This window comes from Micromonospora sp. U56, assembly GCF_018070095.1.
In the GTDB taxonomy this organism is placed as follows: Bacteria; Actinomycetota; Actinomycetes; order Mycobacteriales; family Micromonosporaceae; genus Micromonospora; species Micromonospora purpureochromogenes.
The window spans coordinates 1-26003 of the sequence record NZ_JAGPYL010000040.1; the positions used below are offsets into that span (position 1 = coordinate 1).

Annotated in this window: 23 protein-coding genes; 8 read left to right on the plus strand and 15 right to left on the minus strand. The window is 73.1% G+C overall.

All coding sequences use genetic code 11. The features are described from left to right. The first annotated feature begins 55 nt into the window (after positions 1-55). The 4 genes from KBX37_RS15615 (at position 56) to pgl (ending at position 5219) form a co-directional block, all read left to right on the plus strand. The gene (locus KBX37_RS15615) at positions 56-1696 is read left to right on the plus strand and encodes a glucose-6-phosphate isomerase (protein ID WP_210776714.1); all 1641 of its coding nucleotides are present in this window, start codon (positions 56-58) and stop codon (positions 1694-1696) included. 10 nt (positions 1697-1706) lie between these two features. Further along, the gene (gene zwf / locus KBX37_RS15620) at positions 1707-3248 is read left to right on the plus strand and encodes a glucose-6-phosphate dehydrogenase (RefSeq protein WP_247658143.1); all 1542 of its coding nucleotides are present in this window, start codon (positions 1707-1709) and stop codon (positions 3246-3248) included. Positions 3249-3309: 61 nt separating this feature from the next. Further along, a complete protein-coding gene (locus KBX37_RS15625; protein ID WP_210776682.1) occupies positions 3310-4326 on the plus strand; it encodes a glucose-6-phosphate dehydrogenase assembly protein OpcA in 1017 nt (338 codons plus the stop codon). A gap of 122 nt (positions 4327-4448) precedes the next feature. Then, positions 4449-5219: a 6-phosphogluconolactonase gene (pgl, locus tag KBX37_RS15630; RefSeq protein WP_210776683.1), complete on the plus strand. Its 771-nt coding sequence runs from the start codon at positions 4449-4451 to the stop codon at positions 5217-5219. A gap of 51 nt (positions 5220-5270) precedes the next feature. Here pgl and KBX37_RS15635 read toward each other — a convergent pair whose 3' ends face one another. The 8 genes from KBX37_RS15635 to rapZ form a co-directional block, all read right to left on the minus strand. Then, a complete protein-coding gene (locus KBX37_RS15635; protein ID WP_210776684.1) occupies positions 5271-5615 on the minus strand; it encodes an RNA polymerase-binding protein RbpA in 345 nt (114 codons plus the stop codon). Positions 5616-5745: 130 nt separating this feature from the next. Then, complete coding sequence (secG, locus tag KBX37_RS15640) at positions 5746-6006, minus strand: preprotein translocase subunit SecG (protein WP_210776685.1); 261 nt, start codon at positions 6004-6006, stop codon at positions 5746-5748. 95 nt (positions 6007-6101) lie between these two features. After that, entirely contained in the window at positions 6102-6893 is a 792-nt protein-coding gene (gene tpiA / locus KBX37_RS15645; protein WP_210776686.1) for a triose-phosphate isomerase, read from the minus strand. Continuing rightward, complete coding sequence (gene pgk, locus KBX37_RS15650) at positions 6893-8092, minus strand: phosphoglycerate kinase (RefSeq protein ID WP_210776687.1); 1200 nt, start codon at positions 8090-8092, stop codon at positions 6893-6895. The genes tpiA and pgk overlap by 1 nt, the downstream gene beginning before the upstream one ends. After that, the gene (gene gap / locus KBX37_RS15655; protein WP_280840718.1) at positions 8089-9093 is read right to left on the minus strand and encodes a type I glyceraldehyde-3-phosphate dehydrogenase; all 1005 of its coding nucleotides are present in this window, start codon (positions 9091-9093) and stop codon (positions 8089-8091) included. The genes pgk and gap overlap by 4 nt, the downstream gene beginning before the upstream one ends. 264 nt (positions 9094-9357) lie before the next feature. Next, a complete protein-coding gene (gene whiA, locus KBX37_RS15660; RefSeq protein ID WP_210776688.1) occupies positions 9358-10338 on the minus strand; it encodes a DNA-binding protein WhiA in 981 nt (326 codons plus the stop codon). Between the two features lie 54 nt (positions 10339-10392). After that, the gene (yvcK, locus tag KBX37_RS15665; RefSeq protein WP_154943662.1) at positions 10393-11355 is read right to left on the minus strand and encodes a uridine diphosphate-N-acetylglucosamine-binding protein YvcK; all 963 of its coding nucleotides are present in this window, start codon (positions 11353-11355) and stop codon (positions 10393-10395) included. Further along, complete coding sequence (rapZ, locus tag KBX37_RS15670) at positions 11352-12263, minus strand: RNase adapter RapZ (protein ID WP_210776715.1); 912 nt, start codon at positions 12261-12263, stop codon at positions 11352-11354. The genes yvcK and rapZ overlap by 4 nt, the downstream gene beginning before the upstream one ends. 230 nt (positions 12264-12493) lie before the next feature. Here rapZ and recQ point away from each other — a divergent pair, with 230 nt between their 5' ends. Next, the gene (recQ, locus tag KBX37_RS15675) at positions 12494-14335 is read left to right on the plus strand and encodes a DNA helicase RecQ (protein ID WP_210776689.1); all 1842 of its coding nucleotides are present in this window, start codon (positions 12494-12496) and stop codon (positions 14333-14335) included. A 59-nt stretch (positions 14336-14394) separates the two neighbouring features. On the opposite strand, the gene KBX37_RS15680 is transcribed toward recQ, so the two are convergent. The 5 genes from KBX37_RS15680 to rsgA all read right to left on the minus strand — a co-directional run bounded on the left by KBX37_RS15680 (position 14395) and on the right by rsgA (position 22629). Then, on the minus strand, positions 14395-15072 hold the full coding sequence (locus KBX37_RS15680) for a C39 family peptidase (protein WP_210776690.1): 678 nt from the start codon (positions 15070-15072) through the stop codon (positions 14395-14397). Between the two features lie 629 nt (positions 15073-15701). Continuing rightward, positions 15702-17642: an excinuclease ABC subunit UvrC gene (gene uvrC / locus KBX37_RS15685; protein WP_210776691.1), complete on the minus strand. Its 1941-nt coding sequence runs from the start codon at positions 17640-17642 to the stop codon at positions 15702-15704. Positions 17643-17776: 134 nt separating this feature from the next. Then, a complete protein-coding gene (locus KBX37_RS15690) occupies positions 17777-18259 on the minus strand; it encodes a Rieske (2Fe-2S) protein (protein ID WP_210776692.1) in 483 nt (160 codons plus the stop codon). A gap of 160 nt (positions 18260-18419) precedes the next feature. After that, on the minus strand, positions 18420-21365 hold the full coding sequence (uvrA, locus tag KBX37_RS15695) for an excinuclease ABC subunit UvrA (protein WP_210776693.1): 2946 nt from the start codon (positions 21363-21365) through the stop codon (positions 18420-18422). A 184-nt stretch (positions 21366-21549) separates the two neighbouring features. Continuing rightward, on the minus strand, positions 21550-22629 hold the full coding sequence (gene rsgA / locus KBX37_RS15700) for a ribosome small subunit-dependent GTPase A (protein WP_210776694.1): 1080 nt from the start codon (positions 22627-22629) through the stop codon (positions 21550-21552). Between the two features lie 183 nt (positions 22630-22812). On the opposite strand from rsgA, the gene KBX37_RS15705 reads away from it, so the two are divergent. After that, positions 22813-23529: a maleylpyruvate isomerase family mycothiol-dependent enzyme gene (locus tag KBX37_RS15705; protein ID WP_210776695.1), complete on the plus strand. Its 717-nt coding sequence runs from the start codon at positions 22813-22815 to the stop codon at positions 23527-23529. A gap of 7 nt (positions 23530-23536) precedes the next feature. Then, positions 23537-24190: an MBL fold metallo-hydrolase gene (locus KBX37_RS15710; RefSeq protein WP_210776696.1), complete on the plus strand. Its 654-nt coding sequence runs from the start codon at positions 23537-23539 to the stop codon at positions 24188-24190. Between the two features lie 15 nt (positions 24191-24205). On the opposite strand, the gene KBX37_RS15715 is transcribed toward KBX37_RS15710, so the two are convergent. After that, complete coding sequence (locus KBX37_RS15715; RefSeq protein ID WP_210776697.1) at positions 24206-24829, minus strand: DedA family protein; 624 nt, start codon at positions 24827-24829, stop codon at positions 24206-24208. A 100-nt stretch (positions 24830-24929) separates the two neighbouring features. After that, on the minus strand, positions 24930-25643 hold the full coding sequence (locus KBX37_RS15720) for a methyltransferase (RefSeq protein WP_210776698.1): 714 nt from the start codon (positions 25641-25643) through the stop codon (positions 24930-24932). A 155-nt stretch (positions 25644-25798) separates the two neighbouring features. On the opposite strand from KBX37_RS15720, the gene KBX37_RS15725 reads away from it, so the two are divergent. Continuing rightward, entirely contained in the window at positions 25799-26002 is a 204-nt protein-coding gene (locus KBX37_RS15725) for a cold-shock protein (RefSeq protein ID WP_088961229.1), read from the plus strand. Position 26003 lies beyond the last annotated feature (1 nt).

Sequence of the window (26003 nt, forward strand, 5' to 3'; positions counted from 1 at the left end):
CCCCGCCCCGCGAGGCACCACGCCGCCCCCCGGGGCGGGTGGCGACAGGGGTGACCTGCGGGCCGGCCCGGCGGACGCCGCCGCCGGGGTGCCCGGGCACGGCGCGGACGCGGCCGACAAGTCCGCGCCCGCGTCCGGGCGAGCCGCGCGGGCCGGCCGGGACGTCCCGGCCCGGCTGGCCGCCGGGGACCCTGGACTCTGGGGGCCGGCCGTCGAGGAGGAGGCGACGACCCGCCTCGGCTGGCTGGACACCCACCGCCGCAGCCGGGAGCTGCTCGACCAGCTCGCCGAGCTGGCGGCGGAGCTGGAGGATCTGGACCACGTGGTGCTCGCCGGGATGGGTGGTTCCTCGCTCGCCGCCGAGACCATCACGCGCACCCTGGGCCGGCCGCTGACCGTGCTCGACACCACCGACCCGGGCCGGGTCCGGGCGGCGTTGGCCGACCGGCTGGAGCGCACGGTCGTCGTGGTGGCCAGCAAGTCCGGCACGACGGTGGAGACCGACAGCCACCGCCGGGCGTACTGGCAGGCGTTTCTGGACGCCGGGATGACCGAGGCCGAGGCGGCCCGGCACTTCGTGGTGGTCACCGACCCGGGCTCCCCGCTGGAGGCCACCGCCGACGAGATGGGCGTGGTGGTGCTGCCGGCCGACCCGCAGGTGGGCGGACGGTACTCGGCGCTGACCGCGTTCGGCCTGGTCCCCGCCGCGCTGGCCGGGGTGGAGGTGACCGAGCTGCTGGACGACGCCGAGGCGGTGTCGGCCGCGCTGGGCGGGGACCGGGACAATCCGGGCCTGGCGCTCGGCGCGGCGCTCGCCGCGGCGGCCACCACCGGCCGGGACAAGGTCGCCCTGGTCCCCGACGGCACCGGCCTGGACGGCCTGGGTGACTGGATCGAGCAGCTGCTCGCCGAGTCGACCGGCAAGGCCGGGCTCGGCGTCCTGCCCGTGGTGGTGGAGTCCCCGCAGGCGCCGGGGGCCACCGGACCGGACGTGCTGACCGTCAGCCACGGCGGCGCGCTGACCGCGGGGGACGTCCCCGGCGGCGGCTGCGAACCCGACCTGGCGGTGAACGGGCCCCTCGGGGCCCAGTTCCTGACCTGGGAGTACGCGACCGCGGTCGCGGCGGTGGTGCTCGGCGTCGACCCGTTCGACCAGCCGGACGTCGCCGCGAGCAAGGACAACACCCGGCGGATCCTGGAATCCGGACCGTCGGCGCAGGCGCCCTCGTCCACCGAGGGCGCGATCGAGGTGCACGCCCCGCCGGGCACGCCCGCCGACCTCACCGGCGCGCTGCGCCACCTGCTGGACGGCGTGGGCGACGCGGGCTACCTCGCCGTGACGGCGTACCTGGACCGGGTGGACGACGCGGCTGCGGCGCGGCTGCGGCCGCTGCTGGCGCAGGCCGCCGGGCGGCCGGTCACCTTCGGCTGGGGCCCCCGGTACCTGCACTCCACCGGGCAGTACCACAAGGGCGGCCCGCCGGTCGGCAGCTACCTTCAGCTCACCGGCGCGGTGCACGTTGATCTCCCGGTACCGGGTCGGCCGTACTCCTTCGGGGAGCTGCAGGCGGCGCAGGCCGCCGGCGACCGGCAGGCGCTGGCCGACCGGGGCCGAGCCGTGCTACGCCTGCACCTGACCGACAGGCCGGCGGGCCTGGCCCAGCTGCTGGATGCGATCGAACGATGGCGGGCGTGAGATGAGCGACATGGACCAGACGGAGCGAGGAGACGGCGTGAACCCGCTGCGCGACGTGCAGGACCGGCGACTGCCCCGGATCCCGGAGCCCTGCGCTCTGGTGATCTTCGGAGTCACCGGTGACCTGGCGCGCAAGAAGTTGCTGCCAGCGGTCTACGACCTGGCCAACCGGGGGCTGCTGCCGCCCGGGTTCGTGGTGCTGGGCTTCGCCCGGCGGGACTGGGGCGACGGCGACTTCGAGTCGCTGGCCCACGACGCGGCCAAGAAGCACGCCCGTACCCCCTGGCGGGAGGAGGTCTGGTCGCGGCTCGCCGGCAACATCAAGTTCGTCGGTGGCTCGTTCGACGACGACTCCGCCTTCGACCACCTCGCCGCCACCCTCGACGAGCTGCGGAACAGCCACGGCATCCAGGGCAACGCCGCGTTCTACTTCTCCATCCCCCCGGCGGCCTTCCCGGTGGTGCTCAAGCAACTGGCCCGCACCGGGATGGCCGACAACGCCAAGTCCGGCGGCTGGCGCCGGGTGGTGGTGGAGAAGCCGTTCGGCAACGACCTGCCGTCGGCCAAAGAGCTCAACGACCTGGTCGACGACGTCTTCACCCGCCAGGACGTCTTCCGGATCGACCACTACCTGGGCAAGGAGACGGTCCAGAACATCCTCGCCCTGCGGTTCGCCAACAACCTGTTCGAGCCGCTGTGGAACTCCAAGTACGTCGACTCGGTGCAGATCACCATGGCCGAGGACGTCGGCATCGGCACCCGGGCCGGCTTCTACGACTCCGTCGGCACCGCCCGGGACGTGCTCCAGAACCACCTCCTCCAACTGCTCGCCCTGGTGGCGATGGAGGAGCCGACCAGCTTCGACGCCGACGAGATCCGGACCGAGAAGCTGAAGGTGCTCAAGGCGATCACCCTGCCCAGGGACATTGCCCAGGGCACCGTGCGCGGGCAGTACCTGCCCGGCTGGGTCGGCGGCGAGCGGGCGCTCGGCTACCTGGAGGAGAAGGGCGTCCCGGAGGACTCGACCACCGAGACCTACGTCGCCGTGGAGCTGGGCATCCAGAACCGCCGCTGGGCGGAGGTGCCGTTCTACATCCGGGCCGGCAAGCGGCTGCCGCGCCGGGTCACCGAGGTGGCGGTCGTGTTCAAGAAGGCGCCGCACCTGCCGTTCAACGCGGCCGACATGGAGTCGCTCGGCCCCAACCAGCTCGTCATCCGGGTGCAGCCGGACGAGGGCGTGGTGCTGAAGTTCGGCTCCAAGGTGCCGGGCACGACCATGGAGGTCCGGGACATCGCGATGGACTTCCAGTACGGCGAGGCGTTCACCGAGTCCAGCCCTGAGGCGTACGAGCGGCTGGTGCTGGACGTGCTGATCGGCGACCGGACGCTCTTCCCGGACGCCGCCGAGGTGGAGCAGAGCTGGCAGGTGGTGGACCCGCTGGAGCACGCCTGGGCGGGCACCAAGCCGGAGCCGTACCGGGCCGGCGAGTGGGGCCCCCGGGCGGCCGACGAGATGCTGGCGCGCGAGGGCCGCGCCTGGCGGCGGGCATGAGCGCGCGGATGATCGGACACAGCGGCGTGCGCGGGCACAGCCAGCGGACCGGGAGGCTCCAGTGATCGGCCTGTGGGACACCACCGGGAACGAGGTGGTCAAGGCGCTCGCCGCCGAGCGGCGCAGCGCGGGCGGGGTGGCCAGCGGCATGGCCCTGACCCTCATCGTGGTGGTGGACGAGAAGCGGGTCCGCGAGGCGGAGGCGGCGGCGACCATCGCCGCGGCGGCCCACCCGTGCCGACTGCTGGTGGTCGTGCGCACCGACGTGGAACGGGAGCGCAACCGGCTGGACGCGGAGATCGTCGTCGGCGGGCGGCTCGGCCCGGGCGAGGCGGTGGTGACCCGGATGTACGGCCGGCTGGCCCTGCACGCCGAGTCCGTGGTGATGCCGCTGCTGGTGCCGGACGTCCCCGTGGTGACCTGGTGGCACGCCGACCCGCCGGCGGAGATCGCCACCGACTTCCTCGGCGTGGTCGCCGACCGGCGGATCACCGACGCCGCCCAGGCGGTCGACCCGATCGAGGCGCTGCGCCAGCGGGCCCACGACTACGCCCCCGGCGACACCGACCTGGCGTGGACCCGGATCACCCCGTGGCGCACCCTGGTCGCCGGGGCGTTCGACACCACCGAGGCCCGGGTCACCGAGGCGACGGTGGTCGCGCCGAGAACCGACCCGACCGCGGCGCTGATGCGCGGCTGGCTGACCGCCCGGCTCGGCATCGACCCGGTGTGGGAGCACACCGACGAGCACCCGCGCATGCGCGAGGTGCAGCTGCGCTGCGCCAACGGCGACGAGCTGACGCTGACCCGCGACGACAACATGGCGGTGTTCCGCCGTACCGGTCAGGAGGACCGGGCCCTGCCGCTGGTGCGCCGCCCGCTCGGCGACGAGCTGGCCGAGGAGCTGCGCCGGCTCGACGCCGACCAGGTGTACGCCGAGGCGCTGGGCGCGGCGGCCGGCATCTCCGGCCTGGACCAGCGGCCCGCCGGGCGGGTGCACGTCTGGAAGGACCCGGCGACCGCGCAGCGGGCCGAGGCCGGGGTCACCGCCCACGCCGGCACCAGCGCGACCCCCTGACCGCTGCCCCGGGGGCCGACACGGTTCCCCGGGGCGTGGGAGGGGGCGACGGACGGGCCGACCGGCCCCCGGGCACGACGAACACGGACCGCGCGAGCGCGGTCGGGAGACGAAGGCACAACATGAGTGAGGCGAGTGTCGCCGTACACGCCGATGCCGACCTGCTGGCGCAGGCGGTGGCGGCCCGGCTGGTGGTGAAGCTGCTCGACGCGCAGGCGGACCGGGGTCAGGCGTCGGTGGTGCTGACCGGGGGGCGGATCGCCGCCGCGGTGTACCGGGCGGTGTCCGCGCTGCCGGCACGGGACGCGGTCGACTGGTCGCGGGTGGACGTCTGGTGGGGCGACGAGCGGTTCCTGCCCGCCGGCGACCCGGAGCGCAACGAGACGCAGGCCCGGGCGGCGCTGCTGGACTCCGTGCCGCTGGACCCGGCCCGGGTGCACCCCATGCCGGCCTCCGACGGCCCGCTGGGCGCCGACCCGGAGGCCGGTGCCGCCGCGTACGCCGAGGAGCTGGCCCGGGCCGCGCGGCCCGGCCACGCCGCGCTCCCCCACTTCGACGTGCTGATGCTCGGCGTCGGCGAGGACGGGCACGTGGCGTCGGTCTTCCCCGAGCACCCGGTGCACTACGACAACCGGCCGGTCAGCGCGGTGCGGGGCAGCCCGAAGCCGCCGCCGCTGCGGACCACGCTCACCCTGCCGGCGATCAACACCGCCGAGGAGGTCTGGCTGGTGGCCAGCGGCGCCGACAAGGCCCGGGCGGTCGGCATGGCGCTGGCCGGGGCGGGCCCGGTGCAACTGCCGGCGGCCGGCGCGCGGGGCGTGTCGCGTACCCTCTGGCTGCTGGACCGGTCGGCGGCGGCCGACGTGCCACCCCGGTCGCGCAGCCTGCGCTGAGCCATCACGACGAGGAGCCCCGGCCCCCGGTGGGGTCGGGGCTCCGGCGTGTCACTCCCGGCCGCGACGGCGGCGCAGCGCGGCGAGGGCCTCGGCCAGGATGGCCGCCCCCTCCTCCTCGCTGCGCCGCTCCTTCACGTACGCCAGGTGGGTCTTGTAGGGCTCGGGACGACTCCGCCCGGGCGGGTTCTCCGCGTCCCGGCCGGCGGGCAGCCCGCAGCGGGGGCAGTCCCACAGCGGGGGCGCCTCGGCGTCCACCGCCATTCTGATCTCGGTGGCGTGCCCGTTGCGGCACCAGTAGGTCACCGCCCGGCGGGGTGCGGGCTCGTAGCGCTCGGCGTGGCGTTCGGGGGCGGACCCGATCCGTGAGCCACGGATGACGTTGCCACTGGGCACGGCTGCTCGCTCCTGTCGTCGGAGGGACCGCCGCTCGGCAGGGGGTGGGCGGCGGCGACGCGCTGCACAACGAACTGCGCGCGGTCCGTGACGGACCGCGCGCAGATTGTACGCCGAGACTCCGACGGGCTCAGGCCCCGGTGTTGAGCTGGAGCCGGAGCCAGAGGCCGAGCCCGACGATGCAGGCGAACCAGACGATGCTCACCAGGACGGTGTAGCGGTCGAGGTTCTTCTCGGCCACGGACGAGCCGGCCAGGCTGGAGCTGACGCCGCCGCCGAACATGCTCGACAGCCCGCCGCCCTTACCCCGGTGCAGCAGGATCAGCATGGTGAGCAGAACGCTCGTGATGACCAGCAACACGATCAACGTGTATGCGAACCAGATCGGCATGGCTGGGGTCAGTCCTCTCGTTACGATCCTCGCCCGGACAGATCGGGCACGGTGGCACCGACCGGTGGACGGGCGGCCTCAAGGATAGCGAGCGATCAGCGGGCGGTGTGCTCCGGGAACCGGCAGATCTTCGCGAACTCCTCGGCGTCCAGGCTGGCGCCGCCGATCAGGGCCCCGTCCACGTCCGGCTGGGCCATGATCGCGGACACGTTCGAGGACTTGACCGACCCGCCGTAGATGATCCGGACCTGGTCCGCCGTGCCCTGGTCGTGGGTCTCGACCAGCCGCTTGCGCACCTCGCCGCAGACCTCCTGGGCGTCCTCCGGCGTCGCCGTCTTGCCGGTGCCGATCGCCCAGACCGGCTCGTACGCCACGACGACCTTGGCCACCTGCTCGGCGGTGAGCCCGCGCAGGGCGCCGTCGAGCTGGTCGCAGCAGTGCGGCACGTGCCGCAGCTGCTCCCGGATCTCCAGGCCCTCGCCGATGCAGAGGATCGGGGTGAGCCCGTTGGCCAGCGCCGCCGCCACCTTGGCGTTGACGATCGCGTCGTCCTCGTAGTGGAAAGCGCGCCGCTCGGAGTGCCCCACCACCACGTACGTGCAGCCCAGCTTGGCCAGCATCGGCCCGGCGACGTCCCCGGTGTAGGCGCCCGACTGGTACGGCGACAGGTCCTGCGCGCCGTAGCCGATCAGCAGCTTGTCGCCGTCCACCGCGGTCTGCACGGTGCGCAGGTCGGTGAAGGGCGGCAGGACCACCGTCTCGACCTCGGTGAGCTGCTTCTCGGTGAGGCTCGCGGCCAGCTTCTGCACCAGCAGGTTGGCCTCGAGGTGGTTCAGGTTCATCTTCCAGTTGCCGGCCATCAGCGGCCGGCGGGTGACGCTCGCCATCACTTCTCCAGGGCCGCGATGCCGGGGAGGGTCTTGCCCTCCAGGTACTCCAGGGAGGCGCCACCGCCGGTGGAGATGTGGTCGAAGGCGGACTCGTCCAGGCCCAGGGCACGGACCGCCGCCGCGGAGTCGCCGCCACCGACCACCGTGAACGCGCCGGACTTGGCGATCGCCTCGGCGACCCCACGGGTGCCGGTGGCGAACGCCGCCATCTCGAACACACCCATCGGGCCGTTCCAGAAGATCGTCTTCGCGCCCTTGAGCGCGGCGGCGAACCCGGCCACCGTCTCGGGGCCGATGTCCAGCCCGACGCGCTTGCTCGGGATGCCGTCGGCCGGCACGGTGTCGTGCGCGGCGTCCGGGGCGAACGCGTCCGCGGCCACCACGTCGACCGGGAGCAGGATCTTCCCGCCGGAGCGCTCCATCAGGTTGCGGCAGGTCTCGACCATCTGCTCCTCGAGCAGCGAGCTGCCCACCTCGTGGCCCTGCGCCTTGAGGAAGGTGAAGCACATCCCGCCGCCGATGAGCAGCCGGTCCACCGTCGGCAGCAGCGCCTCGATGACCGCCAGCTTGTCGGAGACCTTGGAGCCGCCGAGCACCACGACGTACGGGCGCTCCGGCTGACCGGTCAGCTTGGAGAGCACCTCCACCTCGCGCAGCACCAGCCGGCCCGCGACGTGCGGCAGCCGGGCGGGTACGTCGTACACGCTGGCGTGCTTGCGGTGCACCGCGCCGAACGCGTCGTCGACGTACGCGTCGCCGAACGCGGCGAGCTGGTCGGCGAACGCGCCCCGCTCGGCGTCGTCCTTGCTGGTCTCCCCCTTGTTGAACCGGAGGTTCTCCAGCAGGGCGACCTGGCCGTCGGCCAGCGCATCCACGGTGGAGCGGGCCGAGTCGCCGACGGTGTCCTCGGCGAAGTGCACCGGCGCGTCGAGCAGCTCGCCGAGGCGACCGGCGACCGGGCGGAGGCTGAACTGCGGGTCCGGCGCGCCCTTCGGGCGGCCCAGGTGCGAGCAGACGACCACCTTGGCGCCGGCGGAGACCAGCGCGCTCAGGGTCGGCAGGACCGCGCGGATGCGGCCGTCGTCGGTGATCTCACCGGTCTGCTTGTCGAGCGGGACGTTCAGGTCGGCGCGCACCAGCACGCGCCGACCCGACACCCCTTCGGCGAGCAGGTCGTCGAGGTTGCGGATGCTCACAGCGAGGAACCCACCAGCTTGACCAGGTCCAGGAGGCGGTTGGAGTAGCCCCACTCGTTGTCGTACCAACCGACGACCTTGACCTGGTTGCCGACGACCTTGGTCAGCGGCGCGTCGAAGATGCAGGACGCCGGGTCGGTGACGATGTCCGAGGAGACGATCGGGTCCTCGTTGTAGACCAGGATGCCCTTGAGCGGGCCGTCGGCGGCGGCCTTCATCGCGGCGTTTACCTCGTCCACCGTGGTCTCCCGGCCGACGTTGACGGTCAGGTCGGTGGCGGAGCCGGTCGGGATCGGCACCCGCAGCGCGTAGCCGTCCAGCTTGCCCTTCAGCTCCGGCAGCACCAGGCCGATCGCCTTGGCGGCGCCGGTCGAGGTCGGGACGATGTTCAGCGCGGCGGCCCGGGCCCGACGCAGGTCCTTGTGCGGCGCGTCCTGCAGGTTCTGGTCCTGCGTGTACGCGTGGATGGTGGTCATCAGACCGTGCTGGACGCCGAACGTGTCGTGCAGCACCTTCGCCATCGGGGCGAGGCAGTTGGTGGTGCAGGACGCGTTGGAGATGATGGTGTGCTTGGCCGGGTCGTACTGGTCCTGGTTGACGCCCATCACCACCGTGACGTCCTCGTTCTTCGCCGGCGCGGAGATGATGACCTTCTTGGCCCCGCCGTCGATGTGCGCCTTGGCCTTGGTGGCGTCGGTGAAGAAGCCGGTCGACTCGATGACCACGTCCGCGCCGACCTCGCCCCACGGCAGCTTCGCCGGGTCCTTCTCGGCGTACGCCTTGATGGTCTTGCCGCCCACCGTGATCTCGTCGGCGGTCGCCTTCACCTCGTGCGGAAGGCGGCCCAGGATGCTGTCGTACTTGACAAGGTGGGCGAGCGTCGCGTTGTCGGTCAGGTCGTTGACCGCCACAACCTCGATGTCAGCGCCAGACGCCAGCACTGCCCGGAAGAAGTTACGGCCGATCCGGCCGAAGCCGTTGATGCCAACCCGGATGGTCACAGGTCCCATCTCCTCGCGTTCTGGTCCGCCGGCGTAAGACCCGGGCCGGCGGAGATTTGTGCGCCGACCGTTGGAGCCGGCCGTTGACGGTTCATCTCGGCCACCCCGCCGCGGTCCGTGAAGACCTGACCGCCCGAGGCGGTGAGCACGGCGAGGAGAGCCTGTGCCGGCCCCCTTGCCGTACCCAGCGACCTTATCCGAGCGTGCGGCGTCGCGCTGCGGCGGGTGGTGATCCCGCTCGCATCGTGGAGCCCCACCGTCCTATCAGACCACGAGCATGTCGGGCGTGACGGCCGCTTCCGTATCCGGGATGCCCAGGTCGCGGGCTCGCTTGTCGGCCAGGGCCAGCAGCCGGCGGATCCGGCCGGCGATGGCGTCCTTGGTCAGCGGCGGGTCGGCCAGCGCACCCAGCTCCTCCAGCGAGGCCTGCCGGTGCTCCAGGCGCAGCCGCCCGGCCGAGGTCAAATGGTTCGGCGCGTCCTCGGCCAGGATCTCCAGCGCCCGGGTCACCCGGGCGGCGGCGGCCACCGCGGCGCGGGCCGAGCGGCGCAGGTTGGCGTCGTCGAAGTTGGCCAGCCGGTTGGCGGTGGCCCGGACCTCGCGGCGCACCCGGCGCTCCTCCCAGGCCAGCACGCTGGAGTGCGCCCCGATCCGGGTGAGCAGCGCGGCGATCGCGTCACCGTCCTTGACCACCACCCGATCCACCCCGCGCACCTCGCGGTTCTTGGCGGTGATGCCGATCCGGCGGGCCGCGCCGACCAGGGCCAGCGCGGACTCCGGCCCCGGGCAGGTGATCTCCAGCGCGCTGGAGCGGCCCGGCTCGGTCAGCGAGCCGTGCGCCATGAACGCGCCCCGCCAGGCGGACACCGCGCAGCAGACGTTGGCCGCCACCACGTGCGGCGGCAGGCCGCGTACCGGGCGACCGCGCACGTCGAGCAGGCCGGTCTGCCGGGCCAGCGCCTCGCCGTCCTTGACCACCCGGACGATGAAGTGGCTGCCCTTGCGCAACCCGCCGGAGGCCAGCACGTGGATCTCGCTCGGATAGCCGTACACCTCGGCGACCTCCCGGCGCAGCCGCCGGGCCACCGCCCCGGTGTCCAGCTCGGCCTCCACCACCACGCGACCGGAGACGATGTGCAGCCCGCCGGCGAAGCGCAGCAGCGCGGCCATCTCCGCCCGCCGGCAGCAGGGCTTGGGCACGTCGACCCGACTCAGCTCGTCCTTGACCGCAGCCGTCATCGCCATTCTGCGCCCCTCCACGGACCGGTACCGGCGTGTCGCCGGTGATTACGTACGTGCTTAACGATCGGCGCCCAGGACAGGCACCAACGCGGCGCCCAGGGCGGCCGGATCATGACGGGGAGAGCCGTCGGTGACGGCGACAGGGGCGAGGACCAGCCGGGCACCCAGCGATTCTGCCGCACGTCCGGCCGGTTCGGGATCACCCACCGCCTTCGAATCGGCCAGCACGAAGTCCACGGTGAGCTGCGGAAGGTACGAGTGCAGGGCGGCCAGGTGGTCGGCGACGGAGAGGCCGAGGGTCTCCTTCTCGGCCGCCAGGTTGAGGGTGACCAGCCGTCGGGCCCGGCTCGCGACGATCGCGGCGGCCAGCCCCGGCACCAGCAGGTGCGGCAGCACGCTGGTGTACCAGCTGCCCGGCCCGAAGATCAGCCAGTCGGCCTCGCCCACCGCGGCGACCGCCTCGGCGCACGCGTCCGGCGCGGTCGGGGTGAGCCGCAGCGACTCCACCCGGCCGGTGGTCACCGCCACCTGGTGCTGGCCGCGCACCGTGCGCACCTCGTCGGGGCGGGCCGGATCGGCGCCGCGCACCCGCGCCTCGATCCCCACCGGCTGGCGGGACATCGGCAGCACCCGGCCCACCGCGCCGAGCATCGCCCCGGCGTGCTCCAGCGCGGCCACCGGGTCGCCGAGCTGCTCCATCAGGCCGCAGAGCACCAGGTTGCCCACCGCGTGCCCGGCCAGGCCGTCGCCGGAGTCGCCGGCGAAGCGGTGCTGGAAGAGCCCGGCGCTGCGCCGGGTGGCGGGGTGGTCGCCGGCCAGCGCGACGAGGGCCTGCCGCAGGTCGCCCGGGGGCAGCCCGCCGCGCTCGGCGCGCAGCCGGCCGCTGGAGCCGCCGTCGTCGCCGACGGTCACCACGGCGGTGATGTCCAGGTCGAGGTCGCCGGCGCAGTGACGCAGCGCGCGCAGCGAGGCGGAGAGCCCGTGCCCCCCGCCGAAGGCGACCACCTTCGCCGCCGTCATTCCCGCCCCAGGTCCCGGTGCTGAGCGTTGGCGGCCAGATCCGACTGGCGCAGCCGGCCGGCCAGTTCCTCCGCGATGGCCACGCTGCGGTGCTTGCCACCGGTGCAGCCGACGGCCACGGTCAGGTAGCGCTTGCCCTCCCGCTCGAAGCCCGCGGTGGTGGCGTTGACCAGGTCGGCGTACGCCGCGACGAACGCGTCCGCACCCTCCTGGCCCAGCACGTACGCGCTGACCGCCTCCTCCCGCCCGGTGTGCTCGCGCAGCTCCGGCACCCAGTACGGGTTGGGCAGGAACCGGGCGTCGAGCACGAAGTCGGCGTCGGTCGGCAGGCCGTACTTGAAGCCGAAGGAGATCACGGTGACCCGCAGCCGGCGGGCGTCCTCACCGCCGAAGAGCTCCTCGATGCGCCGCCGCAGCTGGTTGACGTTGAGGTGGCTGGTGTCGATGATCACGTCGGCCTGGTCGCGGGCCTCCTCCAGCAGGCCGCGCTCCACGGCGATGCCGTCAGCCAGCCGCCCCTCGCCCTGCAACGGGTGCGAGCGCCGGACGCTCTCGAACCGGCGGATCAGCACCTCGTCGTCGGCGTCGACGAAGACCACCCGGGGTGAGAAGCCCCGGTCTCGCAGCTCGCGGATCGCCCCGGCGAGATCGGTGGAGAAGGCGCGCGAGCGAACGTCGAGCACCATCGCGGTACGCCGGGCCGCGCCGCCGGCCTTGACCGCCAGCTCGGCCATGTCCAGCATCAGCGCCTGGGGCAGGTTGTCCACCACGTAGTAACCGACGTTCTCCAGCGCCCGGGCGACCGTGCTCCGGCCGCCTCCGGACAGCCCGGTGACCACCACCAGGCTGGTGTCCGCCTCCGCCGTCGCCGCGCCGCCGTCCGGGGCGTACCCGTCGGTCGTCCGCACCTCGCTCACCCACTACCCCCCAGCCGTGCCGCGTCCGGTTCGTCCCGGACACGCATGGTCGATCAGCGACTCTATCCCGCCGGGCGGCGTCGATCGGTTCCCGCCCGTCCGACCGGTGCCGGTGTCGGTGTCGGCACGGCGGCCTTTTCAGGAAGCGGCGACGGCGGAGCGGGTATTCCCGCGCGGGTCGGCGGCGGCGGGTTGTCGGCGTCGGCTCGTAGACTCCGCGGATGACCTCCCCCACCGACCTGCGCACCGAGGACGCGCTGCGGGTGCTCCGCCGGGTCTTCGGCTACGACGCCTTCCGCGGCTTCCAGCGGGAGGTCATCGACCACGTGGTGGCCGGCGGCGACGCGCTGGTGCTGATGCCCACCGGCGGCGGCAAGTCGCTGTGCTACCAGATCCCCGCCCTGGTCCGCGAGGGCGTCGCGGTGGTCGTCTCCCCACTGATCGCGCTGATGCAGGACCAGGTCGACGCGCTGACCGCCGTCGGCGTCCGGGCCGGGTTCCTCAACTCGACCCAGGACCTGGAGGCCCGCCGCCAGGTCGAGAAGGCCTTCCTCGCCGGCGAGCTGGACCTGCTCTACCTCGCCCCGGAGGCGCTCGGCTCCCGGGCCACCCTCGGCCTGCTCGACCGGGGCCGGATCGCCCTGTTCGCCATCGACGAGGCGCACTGCGTCTCGCAGTGGGGGCACGACTTCCGCCCCGACTACCTGGCCCTGTCGATGCTGCACGAGCGGTGGCCGACGGTGCCCCGGATCGCGCTCACCGCCACCGCGACCAGCGCCACCCGCGCCGAGATCGCCAGCCGGCTCAAGCTGACCGACGCCCGGCACTTCGTGGCCAGCTTCGACCGGCCCAACATCCAGTACCGGATCGTGCCGAAGAAGGAGCCGCGCAAGCAACTGCTCGCCCTGCTGCGCGACGAGCACCCCGGCGACGCCGGCATCGTCTACTGCCTGTCCCGGGCGTCGGTGGAGAAGACCGCCGAGTTCCTGGTCGCCAACGGGGTCGCCGCGCTGCCGTACCACGCCGGCCTGGACGCGGCCACCCGCGCCGCCAACCAGCAGCGATTCCTGCGCGAGGACGGCCTGGTGATGGTGGCGACGATCGCGTTCGGGATGGGCATCGACAAGCCCGACGTCCGGTTCGTCGCCCACCTCGACCTGCCGAAGTCGGTGGAGGGCTACTACCAGGAGACCGGCCGCGCCGGGCGGGACGGCCTGCCGTCCACCGCCTGGCTGGCGTACGGCCTCCAGGACGTGGTGCAGCAGCGCAAGATGATCGAGACGTCGGAGGGCGATCTCGCGCACCGGCGCAACCTCGCCACCCACCTCGACGCGATGCTGGCCCTCTGCGAGACGGTCCGCTGCCGCCGGGTGCAGTTGCTCGAATACTTCGGCCAGAGCGGGGCGGCCGGCTGCGGCAACTGCGACACCTGCCTCACCCCGCCCGAGACCTGGGACGGCACGGTGCCGGCGCAGAAGCTGCTCTCCACCGTCTTCCGGCTGGACCGGGAGCGCAACCAGCGCTTCGGCGCCGGGCACTGCGTCGACATCCTGCTCGGCAAGCAGACCGACAAGATCACCCAGTACGGCCACGACTCGCTGAGCACCTTCGGCATCGGCACCGAACTGCGGGAGGCCGAGTGGCGCGGGGTGGTCCGGCAACTGCTCGCCGAGGGGCTGCTCGCCGTCGAGGGCGACTACGGCACCCTGGCCCTCACCGAGGCCAGCGCGGAGGTGCTGGGCCGCCGTCGCACGGTGACCATGCGGCGGGAGCCGGAACGGCCGGTGTCCGGCCGGTCCGCGAAGCCCCGGGGCGCGGCCACCGTCGTCGCCGACCTCGCCCCGGAGGCGGCGGCGGTCTTCGAGCGGCTGCGCGCCTGGCGGGCCGCCACCGCCAAGGAGCAGGGCGTGCCGGCGTACGTGATCTTCCACGACGCCACGCTGCGACAGATCGCCACCGAGGCGCCCACCTCGCTGGCCGGGCTCTCCCAGATAACCGGCGTCGGCGAGAACAAGCTGGCCAAGTACGGCGAGGGCATCCTCGCCGTACTCGCCGAGGGCTGACCCCCCGGAGACGACGAAAGGGCCGGCCCCGGGTGGGGCCGGCCCTTGTCGGTGGTGGGTCAGGCGGTGGCGGAGTAGCCGCGGGTGGCGATCCAGTCGGCGAGGTTGTCGACGCTGATCCGGTAGGAGGCCTGGTCGGGGTTGGCGGAGTCGGCGATGGTGACGGTGTTGCCGCCGTCGCGGTAGCCGATGACGCTGATGTAGTGGCCGCCTTCGAAGGAGTGGGTGGTGCCGTCGGTGTCGGTGGCGGTGCCGGCGATGTTGGCGACCACGGCGCGGCCGTCGTCGATGGTGCGGACGATGTCGGTGCGCAGCTTGTCGGTCTGCTTGCGGTCGGCCTTGCTGTCGCGGATCTCCACCGACCGGTAGGCGTTCTTGGTGCCGGTTTCCTTGTTCAGCACGGGGGTGATGTCGTTGATGCTGTTGGTGCCGGCCTCGGTGGTGCCCATCTGCTTGGCCATGGCGTCGACGTCAATGTTCTTGCCCTGTACGGAGAGGGCGTTGCGGGTGGCGGCGGGGCCGCAGTAGTAGAAGTTGGGCTGGGCCTCGTAGCGCACGTTGAGTTCCCGCTCGCCGTGCGACTTGCGGTCGCTGCCACGGTCGGCCTGCACAGAGGCGGTGGTGGTGGCCTGGGTGGGGGCGGCGTGCGCGGCGAGGGCCGGGCCGGCGATCCCACCGGCGGTAGCGGCGACACCGGCGAAGGTCAGGGCGGTCTTGCGGATCAGATCGGTACGCATGAGGGGTGCACCTTTCGATCGGGGGATAACGCGCACACCGCCGGGGGACGGTGCGCGGGAAAGGAAGTCAAAGAAAGGGATCCCGGCGGCCGCGCATAGGGGCTCTGCTCGGGTGTCCGGGGGGATGTAACCAACCGGGGCGGGCCGGCATTCCGCCGGGCCTGACTCTCCGGTACTCCCGTCCGGGCCGGGGGGGCCACGGCGGTCTGCCATGTACAACGACCCCGCCCCGCCGACCATTCCACCAGCCCAGTGACTCCGAACCCGGACGCCAAGGGCCGAACCGGACAGCTGGCCGGCGAACACCCGAGGTAACCCGAACATTCGGAGTCGAACAGGCGAAGCGGAACGGCGACCCGAGGCATAAGACGATCGAGCGATATGCCTGTGAGGCATAAAAAATGACTCAGAGGCATATCGCTCATGTGGTAAGTGAGGGGCGGACACAGCCTGAACGTTCCCCACCAACCAGCTGCATTGCTGCGGGTGGTGGAAGCTCACGCGCGCCGCGAGCCCGGCAGCCGCCCCGGCCGGGACGGCGCGCTCAGACGGCGAACAGCCGACCGGCGGCCACCCGGTCGGGGCGCCGCGCTCAGCCGGCGAGCGGCCGGCAGGAAGCTGACGAATGGTCAGCGACCGGGACCCGCCTTGGTGCCCTCGTCCAGGGCGGCCAGGATCGCCTCGGCGGTCCGCTTCCCCACCCCGGGCACCTCGGTGATCTCCTCCACGCTCGCGGCGGAGAGCCGCTTGAGCGAGCCGAAGTGCCGCAGCAGCGCCTTGCGGCGGACCTCGCCGAGGCCCGGCACGTTGTCCAGCGCGGATTCGGTCATCCGCTTGGAGCGACGCTGCCGGTGGAAGGTGATGGCGAAGCGGTGCGCCTCGTCGCGGACGCGTTGCAGCAGGTAGAGCCCCTCGGAGGTGCGCGGGAGGATGACCGGGAACTCGTCGTCGGGCAGCCAGACCTCCTCCAGCCGCTTGGCCAGGCCGCAGAGCGCCACGTCGTCGATGCCCAGCTCGGCCAGCGCCTGGGCGGCCGCCGCCACCTGCGGTGCGCCGCCGTCAACCACCACCAGCTGCGGCGGGTACGCGAACCGGCGCGGCCGCCCGGTGGTCGGGTCGATGCCGGGCCGGTCCGGGTCGGAAGCGGTCTCCTCGCCGATCTCGCCGCTCTCGGCCCGGGCGTCGAGGTAGCGGGCGAAGCGGCGGCGCAGCACCTCGGACATGGCGGAGAGGTCGTCGGTGGCGCCCCGGACGATGAAGTGGCGGTATTCGCTCTTGCGGGGCAGCCCGTCCTCGAAGACGACCATGCTGGCCACCACGTCGGTGCCCTGGATCTGCGAGACGTCGAAGCACTCGATGCGCAGCGGGGACGTCCGCATGCCGAGCGCCTCGCTGATCTCGTCGAGCGCCTTGCCGCGGGTGGTCAGGTCGCCGGCCCGGCGCAGCTTGTGCCGGGCGAGCGCGTCCTTCGCGTTGCGCTCGACCGTCTCCATGAGCGACCTCTTGTCGCCGCGCTGGGGCACCCGCAGCGACACCCGGCTGCCCCGGTGGCTGGAGAGCCAGTCGGCCAGCGCGTCGGCGTCGGCCGGCAGCTCCGGGACCAGCAACTCGCGGGGCACGTCCGCCTCGCCGTGCTCGCCGCCGTAGACCTGGGTGCAGAAGTGGTGCACCAGGTCGCCGGTGCTCAGCTCCTCGGTCTTCTCCACCACCCAGCCGCGCTGGCCGCGCACCCGCCCGTCGCGGACGTGGAAGACCTGCACGGCGGCTTCCAGCGGGTCGTCGGCGAAGGCCACCACGTCGGCGTCGGTGCCGTCGCCGAGCACCACGGTCTGCTTCTCCATGGCCCGGCGCAGCGCGGCGACGTCGTCGCGCAGCCGCGCGGCCCGCTCGAACTCCAGTTGTTCGCTGGCCTCGGTCATCTCCCGTTCCAGCTTGCGGACCATCGTGTCGGTGCGGCCGGCCATGAAGTCGCAGAAGCCGTTGACGATGTCGCGGTGCTCGTCGGCGGAGACGCTGCCGACGCAGGGCGCGGAGCACTTGCCGATGTAGCCCAGCAGGCAGGGCCGGCCCACCTGGCCGGCCCGCTTGAACACCCCCGAGGAGCAGGTCCGCGCCGGGAAGACGCGCAGCAGCAGGTCGAGGGTCTCGCGGATCGCCCAGGCATGCGAGTACGGCCCGAAGTAGCGCACCCCCTTGCGCTTGGCGCCGCGCATCACCTGCAGGCGGGGGTACTCCTCGTCGAGGGTGACCGCCAGGTACGGGTACGACTTGTCGTCGCGGTAGCGGACGTTGAACCGGGGGTCGTACTGCTTGATCCAGGTGAACTCCTGCTGGAGCGCCTCGACCTCGGTGGCGACGGTGATCCAGTCCACCGACTCGGCGGTGAAGACCATCTGCCGGGTGCGCTGGTGCAGGTTGACCGGGTCGGCGAAGTACGAGTTGAGCCGGCTGCGCAAGTTCCTCGCCTTGCCGACGTAGATCACCCGGCCGGTGCCGTCACGGAAGCGGTAGACCCCCGGTGACTCCGGGATGGTGCCGGGTGCGGGACGGTAGGTCGAGGGGTCAGCCACCCGTCAAGACTAATCCGCACCCCCGACACGCTCCCCCGACCCGCGGGGACGCCCCCCCGCCGCCCGGCCGGTGGATCATGAGGCCGGCATCGCCGGCCTCATGATCACGTAGGCCCGGTGCCGGCGCCGGCGGTTCAGGCCAGGCTGATCTGGTCGCCCTGGACCTTGAGCGGCTTCGGCGCGAGCGGCTTGGTGGCCGGGCCCTGCTTGACCGAGCCGTCGGTGATGGAGAACTTGCTGTTGTGGCAGGTGCAGTTGATGGTGCCGCCGTCGACGTTCGACACCGGGCAGCCCTGGTGGGTGCAGATCGGGTCGAAGCCCTTGAACTGCCCCGGCTCCGGCTGGGTGATCACCACGCCCTGGGCGGCGTAGACCTGCCCGCCACCGACCGGGATGTCGCCGGTGGTCGCCAGCGAGGACGAGCCCTCGCGGTCGCCGCCCTCCGCGTCGCCGGCGGTGGCGCCCGGTCCGCCGCTGGTCGGCGCGGTCGTCCCGGCCCCGGAGTCGTCGCCTCCGCAGGCGGTCAGGAGGACCGACGCCCCCACCGCGCCGGCGCCCGCGAGCAGGGCCCGCCGCGTCTGCGTACCGGGTCCGGTCAACACCTGGTCGTCACTCATCTCCGGCCTTTCTCTCGACTGCCGCCGCCGGTCGTCGACCTCGCGGCCTCACCTCGGCACACGCAACACTGTGCCGGACGGTTCAATCCGGTCGACCCGCGGCTCGCCGGGGTACGGGACGGGCGGGCCGGTTTCCCGACCCGCCCCGCCGTACCGTCGCTCAGCGCGCCGCGGCCGGCACCTTCCGGGTACGCGACTTCGTGGCGCTGCCGTTGGCCTTGGCCGCCCGGCTGGTCGCCGCCCTGGCGCCCTTGGCCTCGCCGTCGAGCTTGAGCACCTGGCGCAGGAACTGACCGGTGTGGCTCTCGGCCACCTCGGCGACCTCCTCCGGGGTGCCGGTGGCCAGCACCGTGCCGCCCCGGTGGCCGCCCTCCGGACCCATGTCGATCAACCAGTCGGCCGTTTTGATCACGTCGAGGTTGTGCTCGATGGTGATCACCGTGTTGCCCTTGTCGACCAGGCCCTCCAGCACCATCAGCAGCTTGCGGATGTCCTCGAAGTGCAGGCCGGTGGTCGGTTCGTCGAGCACGTAGACCGTCCGCCCGGTGGAGCGCTTCTGCAGCTCGGAGGCGAGCTTGACCCGCTGCGCCTCACCGCCGGAGAGCGTCGGCGCCGGCTGGCCGAGCCGGACGTAGCCCAGGCCGACGTCGACCAGCGTCCTGAGGTGCCGGTGGATGGCCGGGATGGCGGAGAAGAACTCCGCCGCCTCCTCGATCGGCATCTCCAGCACGTCGGAGACGGTCTTGCCCTTGTAGTGCACCTCCAGCGTCTCCCGGTTGTACCGGGCGCCCTTGCAGACCTCGCAGGGGACGTAGACGTCCGGCAGGAAGTTCATCTCGATCTTGATGGTGCCGTCGCCGGAGCACGCCTCGCAGCGGCCGCCCTTGACGTTGAACGAGAACCGGCCCGGGCCGTACCCCCGGACCTTGGCCTCGGTGGTCTCGGCGAAGAGCTTGCGGACGTGGTCCCAGACGCCGGTGTAGGTGGCCGGGTTGGAGCGCGGCGTCCGGCCGATCGGCGACTGGTCGACGCCGACGACCTTGTCCACGTGCTCCAGGCCGCTGACCCGGGTGTGCCGGCCCGGCACCAGTCGGGCGCCGTTGATCTGGTTGGCCAGCACCGCGTAGAGGATGTCGTTGACCAGCGTCGACTTGCCGGAGCCGCTGACCCCGGTGACCGCGATGAGCTGGCCCAGCGGGAAGGAGACGGTGAGGTTGCGCAGGTTGTGCTCGCGCGCGCCGTGCACCACCAGCTCCCGCTCCGGCGTCTGCGGGCGGCGCTGCCGGGGCGTCGGGATCGACCTGCGCCCGGACAGGTACGCCCCGGTGACCGAGTCCGGGTTCTCCAGCAGCGCCGGCACCGAGCCGCTGTGCACGATCTCGCCGCCGTGCTCGCCGGCGCCCGGACCGATGTCGACGATCCAGTCGGCGACCCGGATGGTGTCCTCGTCGTGCTCCACCACGATCAGCGTGTTGCCCAGGCCGCGCAGCCGCAGCAGCGTCTCGATCAGCCGGTGGTTGTCCCGCTGGTGCAGGCCGATGGAGGGCTCGTCGAGCACGTAGAGCACGCCGACCAGGCCGGAGCCGATCTGGGTGGCGAGCCGGATGCGCTGCGCCTCGCCGCCGGAGAGGGTGCCGGCCGGGCGGTCCAGGGAGAGGTAGTCCAGACCGACGTCGAGCAGGAACTTCAGCCGGGCGTTGATCTCCTTGAGCACCCGCTCGGCGATCATCTTCTGCCGGTCGGTCAGCTCGATGCCGGCGAGCAGCTCGGCCGCCTCACCGACGGACAGGTTGCAGACCTCGGCGATGCTCTTGCCGGCCAGGGTGACCGCGAGCACCTCGGGCTTGAGCCGGGCGCCGCCGCAGGCCGCGCAGGGCACGTCCCGCATGTAGCCCTCGTACTTGTCCCGCGACCAGTCCGACTCGGTGTCGGTGTGCCGGCGCTCGATCCACTGCACCACGCCCTCGAAGCCGGTGTAGTAGGAGCGCTCGCGGCCGTACTTGTTGCGGTAGCGCACGTGCACCTGGTCGTCGGAGCCGTGCAGGATCGTCTTCTGCGCCCGCGACGGCAGCGCCCGCCAGGGCGTGTCGACGTCGAAGTGCTGGCTCTCGCCGAGCGCCTCCAGCAGGCGGAGGAAGTATTCGAGGTTGTGCCCGGTGGCCCAGGGCTGGATCGCGCCCTCGCGCAGGGTGCGCTCCGGGTCGGGGACGACCAGCTCGGGGTCGACCTCCTTCTTGGTGCCCAGGCCGGTGCACTCCGGGCAGGCGCCGTACGGCGCGTTGAAGGAGAAGACCCGGGGCTCCAGGTCCTCGATCGCCAGCGGGTGGTCGTTGGGGCAGGCCAGGTGCTCGGAGTAGCGGCGCTCCCGGTCGGGGTCGTCCTCGGCCAGGTCGACGAAGTCGAGCAGCACCAGGCCGCCGGAGAGGCCCAGCGCGGCCTCGACCGAGTCGGTGAGCCGCTGCTTGGCGCCGGCCTTGACGCTGAGCCGGTCGATCACCACCTCGATGGTGTGCTTCTCCTGCTTCTTGAGCTTGGGCGGCTCGGTCAGCGGGTGCACCACGCCGTCCACCCGGGCCCGGGCGTAGCCCTTGGCCTGGAGCTCGGCGAAGAGGTCGACGTACTCGCCCTTGCGGCCGCGCACCACCGGCGCGAGCACCATGAAGCGGGTCCCCTCGGCCATGCCGAGGACCCGGTCGACGATCTGCTGCGGGGTCTGCCGGGAGATCCGCTCCCCGCAGACCGGGCAGTGCGGCTCGCCGATGCGGGCGAAGAGCAGCCGGAGGTAGTCGTAGACCTCGGTGATGGTGCCGACGGTGGAGCGGGGGTTGCGCGAGGTCGACTTCTGGTCGATGGAGACCGCGGGGCTCAGGCCCTCGATGAAGTCGACGTCGGGCTTGTCCATCTGGCCGAGGAACTGCCGGGCGTACGACGACAGCGACTCGACGTACCGGCGCTGGCCCTCGGCGAAGATGGTGTCGAAGGCCAGGCTCGACTTGCCGGAGCCGGAGAGCCCGGTGAAGACGATCAGGGCGTCCCGGGGCAGGTCGAGACTGACGTCACGCAGATTGTGCTCGCGCGCGCCACGGATGATCAGTCGGTCGGCCACTGTCCGTGTACTCCCGGGTGAAGAAGTGAGGCGGATCTGTCCGCTCGGAGCGTGATCTGAGCGGTTTACGGGCGCAGAAATGACGCCTGGGCAACTCTAGCCCCGAGGTACGACAACTTTCCCCGCCCGCACATTCCCCCAGCTCACACCGGTCGGGCCGGGACAACCCACGCCGGTGCGGGGTTCAGAATCCGCCCGGCGACGCCGGCGGTGCCGGACGTGCCGTCCGCCGACGGCCACCCCGCCACCCGCCGCGCCGCTCGGCCGCCAGCCGGGTCTCCCGGCGGCGGCTCTCGAACGCCACCTCCCGCTGCAACCGGCTCCAGTTCTCCCAGCGCCGCGCGGGCAGCTCCCCGGTCTCCAGCGCCTCCCGCACCGCGCAGGCCGGCTCGGCCTCGTGCCCGCAGTCGGCGTACCGGCAGCCGGTGGCCAGCTCGGCGATGTCGGAGAAGGCGCGGTCCAGCCCGGCGGAGCCGTCCAGCAGGCCCACCGCCCGTACCCCCGGGGTGTCCAGCACCGCGCCGCCGCCCGGAACCGGCACCAGCGCCCGCCAGGTGGTGGTGTGCCGGCCCTTGCCGTCCACCCGGCGGATCGCCTGGGTCGGCATGACCGAGGCCCCGGCCAGCGCGTTGACCAGGCTCGACTTGCCGGCCCCGGACGGACCGAGCAGGCCGAGCGTCAGCCCGGAGGCGACGAGCGGACGCAGCGGCTCCAGCCCGGTGCCCCGCTCGGCGCTGACCGGCAGCACCGGCACCCCCGGCGCCACCGCGGCGAGCTGCCGGGCCACGGCGGCCGGATCGGCGGCCAGGTCGACCTTGGTGAGCACGACCACGGGCCGCGCCCCGGACTCGTGGGCCAGGGAGAGCAGCCGCTCGATGCGGGCGACGTCCGGTTCCGGGTGCACCGGCTCGACGACCGCGGCGGCGTCGAGGTTGGCGGCGAGCACCTGCCCGCTGGCGTCCTTGCCGGCGGTCCGGCGCACCAGCGCGGTGCGGCGCGGCAGCACCGTCTCGACGGTGACCGGGCCGTCCGGCCAGGTGGCCAGGAGCACCCAGTCGCCGGCGCAGGGCAGGGCGGTCAGGTCGCGGGCCGCGGCGGCGAGCACCGCCGGGCCGAGACTGGCGCGGACGGGTCCGTCCGCGCAGAGCACGGTGCAGACCCCGCGGTCGACCCGGGCCACCCGGCCGGGTCGGCGGTCGGGGCGCCGTCGTGCGTACGCCGCCCGGTCGGCGTCGAGGCCGAGGGCGGTCAGATCGATGGTCATGGCATCCTCATCGGAGTCGGAACTGGTCGTGGTGGTACACGCGTGCTGCTGCTACCGGCATGGCCACCACCTCTCCTCCGATGTCCGGGTACCGCGTTCGATGCCGACGGTAGGTGCCGCGGCGACGCACCGAAAGCGATTTCCCCGGCGACGGGCCGGCCCGGTACCGCTAGGGTCGTGTGCGTGACCACTGATCCGCTGCTGCTGACCGGTGAGGTGGACGACGCCATGGCCCGGCTCCTGCGCGCCGCGGCCGCTCTCGACGACGCGGACGTCGCGGCGCCCTCGCTGCTGCCCGGCTGGACCCGCGGGCACGTCCTGGCGCACCTCGCCCGCAACGCCGACGGCTTCGTCAACCTGCTGACCGCCGCCCGCACGGGCGAGCCCATCCCGATGTACGCCAGCCCGGAGGCCCGCGCCACCGACATCGAGGCCGGCGCGTCCCGGCCACCGGCGGCCCACCTGGACGACCTGCGCCACTCCGCCGAACGGTTCGCCGAGGCGGTCGCGGCCATGCCCGTCGAGGCGTGGTCGGCCACGGTGCAGACCCGGCGCGGCCCCTGGAAGGCCGCGATGCTGGTCTGGGGGCGGCTGCGCGAGATCGAGGTCCACCACGTGGACCTCGACATGGGTTACCGGGCGGCCGACTGGCCGGCGGCGTTCGCCCACCACCTGCTGCATGAGGTGGGCGGCGGCCTGGCCGCCCGCACCGACGTCCCGGCGATGGTGCTGCGCTTCGACGGCAGCCGACACGAGCGGGTCGTCGGTGAACGTGAGGCCGCGCCGCTGGTCAACGGCCCGGTCGCCGAGCTGGCCGCCTGGCTGATCGGGCGCAGCCGCGGCGAGGCGCTGACCGTCACCCCCGACGGACCCCTGCCGACTCCACCGGAATGGATATAGACACGTCATGAGCTACACCGGAGACGTCACCGCCGGCGGCCCGCCCGCCGTGCGGGAGCTCGACCGGCTCACCGTCACGAAGTTGTCGGTGGGCCCGATGGACAACAACGCGTACCTGCTGCGCTGCAAGGGCACCGGCGAGCAGGTGCTCGTCGACGCGGCGAACGAGGCCCCGCGGCTGCTCGACCTGGTCGGCGACGGCGGGTTGGTCGCGGTGGTCACCACGCACCGGCACATGGACCACTGGGTCGCGCTGGAGGAGGTCGTCGCGAAGACCGGCGCCCGCGCCCTGGTGCACGCCGACGACGCCGAGGGCCTGCCGATCGAGGCGGAACGACTCGCCGACGGCGACACCGTGCCGGTCGGCGACTGCGCCCTGGAGGTGATCCACGTCCGGGGGCACACGCCGGGCTCCATCGCCCTGCTCTACCGCGACCCGGCCGGCACCCCGCACCTGTTCACCGGGGACAGCCTCTTCCCGGGCGGGGTCGGCAACACCGACCAGGACCCGGAGCGCTTCGGCCAGCTCATCGACGACGTGGAGGACAAGCTCTTCGACCGGCTGCCGGACGAGACCTGGTTCTACCCGGGGCACGGCAAGGACAGCACCCTCGGGGCGGAGCGCCCGTCGCTGCCGCAGTGGCGGGCCCGCGGCTGGTGAGGCGTCCGGCGCCGGTCAGCTCGGCTGGCCGGCGCCGGTCAGGGCGCGCAGCCGGCGCCGGGTGCCCAGCAGCACCACGCCGGCCAGCGCCAGGCCGACCGCCATGGTGACCAGCATCGGGCTGCCCTCCCCCGGCAGCAGCCCGGCCAGCGACCGGGACGCGGTGCCCAGCGCCAGGTAGAGGCCGGCCCAGAGCGCGGCGCCCGCCGTCGCGCAGGCCACGAACCTCCGGTACGACATCCGCAGCCCGCCCGCCGCCAGCGGCAGCAGCGCGTTGAACACCGGCAGGAAGGGCGCGACCAGCACCATCCGCCCGCCGCCGGAGCGCAGGATCCCCTCGGCCGCGGCCCAGCGGGCCTCGCCGATCCAACCGCCGACCCGGCTGTGCCGCAGCCGCTCGCCGTACACCCGGCCGGCGAGGAAGCTCAGCGACCAGCCGGCGACGCAGCCCACCACCACCGCGGCGACGGTGGCCGCGCCGGTCGCCGGGCGGCCCACCCCCACCGCCGCGAGGACCGCGACGTCGCCGGGGACCAGCACCCCGAGCAGCGGTACGGCGTCGGCGAGCATGACCAGCCCCAGCGCCCCCATCAGCAGGGTGGTGGGCAGCTCCCCGACCTGGGCCAACGTATCCAGCATGGCCATGACGCTATGGGCCGCGGGCGATCCGCACATCGGGTCCGGTCCCCCACCCCGCCCTGAACCCCGGCTCGGGGTCACCCCTGAGCCGGCCGTCGGGTCAGCGCGGCCGGAGCACCTGCACCCGGCGTACCGGCGAGTCGACGTACGGCTCGGTGGTGGGCACCGGATAGCTGGCCACGACCTCCAGGGCCCCGGCCGGCAGGTGCCCCCGGTCGGGGTCGCCGACCAGCACCACCGCCCCGGCGGCGGCGGCCCGACGCAGGAACGGCAGCACCCGTCCGGCCAGCCCCGCGTCGTAGAGCACGTCGCCGGCGAGCAGCAGGTCCACCCCGGTACCGTCGCCGTCGAGCAGGTCGCCCTCGGTGGCCGTGACCGCCACCCCGTTGGCCCGGGCGTTGACCGTCACCGCCGCCACCGCCCACGGGTCGACGTCGTTGGCGACGACCTCGGACGCGCCGGCCAGCGCGGCGGCGATGGCCACCAGACCGGAGCCGGCGGCCAGGTCGAGCACCCGACGTCCGGCGGCCAGCTCGGGATGGTCGAGCAGGTAGCGGGCGAGCCCCTGCCCGCCGGGCCAGGCCGACGCCCAGTACGGCGGCGGGAGGGTACGGCCGGCCGCCGCCTCCATCCGGGCCCACCAGACGATGGCGTCCTCGGCGAGGTGCAGCCACACCTCCGGCACGAACGGCGTGGGCACCAACCGCAGCCGGTCCAGCCCGTCGCCCGGCGCGCCGATCTCACGCGTCAGGACGCTCAACGCCGCCGTGCTGGGTCCGCCCACCGGTCGAGCATGCCGGAGCCGACCGGGCATCGCGCGGCTTTCGCGTCCGACTCGCGACTTTTCTGTTTGCCGCCTTGCGGCACTTCAGCCAGCGAACGACCGTTCCGCCGGTTACCCTCGGGGAGATACAGGGCGATCATCCGTCGACACGCGGGTGCTCACCCGTCTTGAACAGGGAGAGATGCATGGCAACCGGCACGGTCAAGTGGTTCAACTCGGAAAAGGGCTTCGGCTTCATCGAGCAGGACGGCGGAGGCCCGGACGTCTTCGTCCACTACTCGGCCATCGCCTCCAGCGGCTACCGCGAACTGAACGAGGGCCAGAAGGTCGAGTTCGAGGTGACCCAGGGGCAGAAGGGTCCGCAGGCGGACAACGTCCGTCCGCTGTAGT

Coding starts and splice junctions, on each gene's coding strand:
- tpiA (WP_210776686.1), bottom strand. CDS start 6,893: ATGGCGAGCGTCACCCGCCGGCCGCTGATGGCCGGCAACTGGAAGATG.
- KBX37_RS15710 (WP_210776696.1), top strand. CDS start 23,537: ATGAGCTACACCGGAGACGTCACCGCCGGCGGCCCGCCCGCCGTGCGG.
- whiA (WP_210776688.1), bottom strand. CDS start 10,338: ATGGCGATGACGGCTGCGGTCAAGGACGAGCTGAGTCGGGTCGACGTG.
- KBX37_RS15725 (WP_088961229.1), top strand. CDS start 25,799: ATGGCAACCGGCACGGTCAAGTGGTTCAACTCGGAAAAGGGCTTCGGC.
- secG (WP_210776685.1), bottom strand. CDS start 6,006: ATGCCGATCTGGTTCGCATACACGTTGATCGTGTTGCTGGTCATCACG.
- rsgA (WP_210776694.1), bottom strand. CDS start 22,629: ATGACCATCGATCTGACCGCCCTCGGCCTCGACGCCGACCGGGCGGCG.
- zwf (WP_247658143.1), top strand. CDS start 1,707: ATGGACCAGACGGAGCGAGGAGACGGCGTGAACCCGCTGCGCGACGTG.
- KBX37_RS15680 (WP_210776690.1), bottom strand. CDS start 15,072: ATGCGTACCGATCTGATCCGCAAGACCGCCCTGACCTTCGCCGGTGTC.
- pgl (WP_210776683.1), top strand. CDS start 4,449: ATGAGTGAGGCGAGTGTCGCCGTACACGCCGATGCCGACCTGCTGGCG.
- yvcK (WP_154943662.1), bottom strand. CDS start 11,355: ATGACGGCGGCGAAGGTGGTCGCCTTCGGCGGGGGGCACGGGCTCTCC.
- KBX37_RS15690 (WP_210776692.1), bottom strand. CDS start 18,259: ATGAGTGACGACCAGGTGTTGACCGGACCCGGTACGCAGACGCGGCGG.
- recQ (WP_210776689.1), top strand. CDS start 12,494: ATGACCTCCCCCACCGACCTGCGCACCGAGGACGCGCTGCGGGTGCTC.
- KBX37_RS15715 (WP_210776697.1), bottom strand. CDS start 24,829: ATGCTGGATACGTTGGCCCAGGTCGGGGAGCTGCCCACCACCCTGCTG.
- KBX37_RS15720 (WP_210776698.1), bottom strand. CDS start 25,643: ATGCCCGGTCGGCTCCGGCATGCTCGACCGGTGGGCGGACCCAGCACG.